Raw genomic sequence first — 3676 nt, forward strand, 5'->3', positions numbered from 1 at the left:
TTCGTAAACACCCCCGATTTCGTAAGGATATACGAATGTTATAAATCGGGTATATACGAATGTTGTATATTCATTGCGTAAATAACACGTTACAGGCAATAAGTATCGACACCCAAAAATCGACAATCGGCAAACAGAATGAGTAGAACTTATAATACAATTGGGTCACTGAAGACTTTAAAAGCACATTTAGAAGAAAGCAATATTTATGACTTTAAATCTTTAAAAGAAGTTATTGACTTTCAAAGCACATTTGCAATATCCCGACAGCAATTAATTTCTCATCATAAAAACCTAATTGAAGAAGAAAAGAACATACTCAATGTAGAGTTGAAAGACTTAGATACAGCAATAGAAACACAGAAAAGGCAGACAGAACAACTATTAACAGACGAAATTGATAAACTGAAACAACTTTATAATGTTTATACGAACCAAAATCCGACAAACTTATTTCAGAAAATAACCCATAATTTAAAACTTTGGAGCTATAATAGGAAAATCAAAAACAAAGAAAATAAATTTGATAGTGAAGTAAAAAATACAATTAGCCACCTTGTTGACAATTATCAAAAAAAAAGCAATCGTTATCAGTATATAATTTCAAATGAAGATGAAGCTGTAAGACAGAGTGTTCATCATTCTTTATCAGAACTTGAAAGAAAGAAGGCTGTAATTGACAATCTAAACAGTTTTATTTATGGTGCTTTAGGTGAACAAAAGGTTGTTAAGACCTTAGAAAATCTATCAGACGACTATTTTTTGATTAATGATTTTTCAGTTTCCTTTTCACCAGCAATTTATAACAGACAGGAAAATGATTACATAAAATCTGTTCAGATTGACCATATTCTTGTTTCACCTTCAGGAATATTTCTTATAGAGACTAAGAATTGGAGTGAAAAATCTTTGAAAAGTTTGAGTTTACGTTCACCTGTTCAACAAATAAGAAGAGCAAGTTTTGTTTTATTTAAATTGCTGAACAATGGAATAAGCAATTATCATCTCCGTTTAGACAGACATCATTGGGGTGACAAAAAAATATCAATCAAAAACCTTATTGTAATGACAAATACAAAGCCCCAGGAGGAATTTCAGTTCGTCAAAGTTTTAACATTAAACGAGCTGCTTGGGTATATAAACTATTTTAAACCGACATTTTCACTTAACGAGACACAGAGAATTACTGACTTCATATTGCGAATAAATGAACAAAAAATTATTGCAACGAAATGACAAACAGAAATCTTACTGCCTGTAACAGGCGTTTGGCTCAATGGCGGGTGACGTGGTTAATTGAAAATTCTACCTCGCATCAACTTTTGTGGTGTATTGACAGTTTTGTGCTCCGAAATCCGCCACTGCGCCAAGCGCCAAAACGTTAGCACCAAGCATAATCGCCTCTACGACACTGAGGTGAAACTTGAAAATGACAACTTAAAATGACAAAATGAATACTACCAGTGCGAGCAGTAGAGCAAAGGGTTTCAATTTTTTTTCCCACGCACTTTGCGCCTGATGGGCGCTTTGGAAAACAACACCCCCCCCGCACAAAACAGCACATTTGCAAACTTGACAACCGCGCCAAAACCCAAGTTTGCAAAAGAGCTGTTTTTTCCCCCTCGCACCAGTGCATTGTTGATATATTTGAGCTTAATGGGAAGCATACATTATTAAAAGATTAAAAACAAAATCTTCAAAAATTAAAGATTTTGATGAAAAACGATTCACAAAGTTTAGCGAGTAAAGTAAAATATGTCGCAGTTAACTCCAAGTGTTAAAGAGACTGCAGTACAGCAATGATAGAAATAAAATTAAAAGACAATCAAAGCATTATGACAGAATAACCGAATATTGACAAGGCAAGTTAGCCGATACAAGATTCTATATTTTACCCAATGCGCAAGTGTATATCTATTTCAACTATTGTTTACAAACCCAAGTCTAAACCAAATGTAAACAATAGCGCGGGAGCGGGAGTCTCGTTGATAGTTTCGTGATTAATTCATCGACCTGTATTCTAAAGGGGACATACCAACCTCTTTTTTAAACATACGGGTAAAATGTTGTGGATATTTAAAACCCAGCTCATACGCTATTTCGCTGATTGATTTGCTTTGGTCGAAAATCTTTTCTTTTGCAACCTCAATCATTTTTAACTGAATATGTTCCTGAGCCGATTTACCCGTTTCTTTTTTCAAAAGATCGCCCAAATAGTTGGAAGATAAGTATAATTTCTCGGCACAATAGCGAACCGAAGGCAAACCCGATTCAATGGCTTTATCTGATGAAAAATAGTCATCCAATATTTTTTCGAACCGAGACAACACATCTTTATTAACATTACTTCGGGTAACAAACTGACGCTCGTAAAAACGTTTGCAATAATTGAGGAACAATTCCAGATAGGACACTATAAGCGTTTTACTATGTGTATCAATGGCATGTTCCAGCTCATAACTAATTTTGTCTAAGCAATCGGTTATAATTGCTCGTTCCCTTGCCGAAAGATGCAGTGCTTCATTCACCTGATAAGAGAAAAAGGTATAATCCTTTATGTTCTTGCCCAAAGCGGTCCCAAGAATCAAGTCGGGATGAAATATTAGCGCCTTCCCTATATACCTTTTTTTCTCTTGGTTTACAACACCGTACACCTGTCCAGGAGCAATAAACAGCAATGTGCCTTCCTCATAATCGTAAGTATTACAGCCATAGGTCATGTTACCGCATTTCGATTCTTTTAAAAAGACTGCATAAACACCTAATTGCATTCTGAAGTTGCAAAAAGGTTCTACTTTCTCAAAATCGACGATGCTGACTAAAGGATGCAAGGTCTCCATTCCTACCTGATTATTGTATTCAGTAACTGTATTAATACTTACAACTTCGCTCATAGCTTTTATTTTTTACTGCTCGGTTTATTTGAGGGCTAATATAAGCTTTTATTTTTAGTAATGATTACACAAAAGTAAGGAAATCATTTCTATAAAAGTACCCTCAAAGTAAGAATCGGTAATAATGGTAGTTAGTTCCGTAATTTGGGTATTTTATTCTATTTTATTCCACCGAAATTTGTATTGTAGATTTTGGATTAATCCGACAAAAATGAGTATAGATATTTTTATACGATTGCAATCTGGAGAAACGGTTCCGTTTAACGACCCGCATTATGGCGAAATTCACGAAGCTGCTTCTCGTACTACAAAGCTGTTGAAAAAGTTTAACGCGACTACCGAAATAGAGCAGGTGCGCGAATTGTGGGGCGAAATATCAGGCAAACCGCTACATATAAGCACAGCTATTCAAATACCTTTTTATATCAATATCGGGCTGTTCACAAGCATTGGTAAAAATGTTTATATCAATAACGACTGCACGTTTCTCGACATGGGCACTATAACCATTGAAGACGATGTGCTCATTGGCCCCAAAGTGAGCCTGATTACTGAAAGCCATCCATTGAATCCATCGGAACGAAAAGCCCTTATGGTAAAACCGATTGTCATTAAACGCAATGCATGGATTGGGGCAGGAGCCATTATATTACCCGGTGTAACCGTTGGCGAAAATGCGGTTGTGGCTGCGGGGGCAGTAGTTTCTAAAGATGTGCCTGATAATACAATTGTTGGTGGTATTCCAGCAAAAATCATTAAAAACATACAGGAATGAACATCAA

At 35.7% G+C, this 3676-nt stretch carries 3 protein-coding genes; 2 read left to right on the plus strand and 1 reads right to left on the minus strand.

The window, feature by feature from the left end; all coding sequences use genetic code 11:
- Nucleotides 1–138: 138 nt before the first annotated feature.
- The gene (locus tag GX311_06030; protein ID NLK15941.1) at nucleotides 139–1236 is read left to right on the plus strand and encodes an NERD domain-containing protein; all 1098 of its coding nucleotides are present in this window, start codon (nucleotides 139–141) and stop codon (nucleotides 1234–1236) included.
- A 764-nt stretch (nucleotides 1237–2000) separates the two neighbouring features.
- Here GX311_06030 and GX311_06035 read toward each other — a convergent pair.
- Nucleotides 2001–2894, minus strand: coding sequence for an AraC family transcriptional regulator (locus GX311_06035; protein NLK15942.1), 894 nt, complete (start codon nucleotides 2892–2894; stop codon nucleotides 2001–2003).
- A 211-nt stretch (nucleotides 2895–3105) separates the two neighbouring features.
- Here GX311_06035 and GX311_06040 point away from each other — a divergent pair, with 211 nt between their 5' ends.
- Nucleotides 3106–3669: a sugar O-acetyltransferase gene (locus tag GX311_06040; protein NLK15943.1), complete on the plus strand. Its 564-nt coding sequence runs from the start codon at nucleotides 3106–3108 to the stop codon at nucleotides 3667–3669.
- Nucleotides 3670–3676 lie beyond the last annotated feature (7 nt).

The organism is Bacteroidales bacterium, assembly GCA_012519055.1.
GTDB lineage: Bacteria > Bacteroidota > Bacteroidia > Bacteroidales > Salinivirgaceae > JAAYQU01.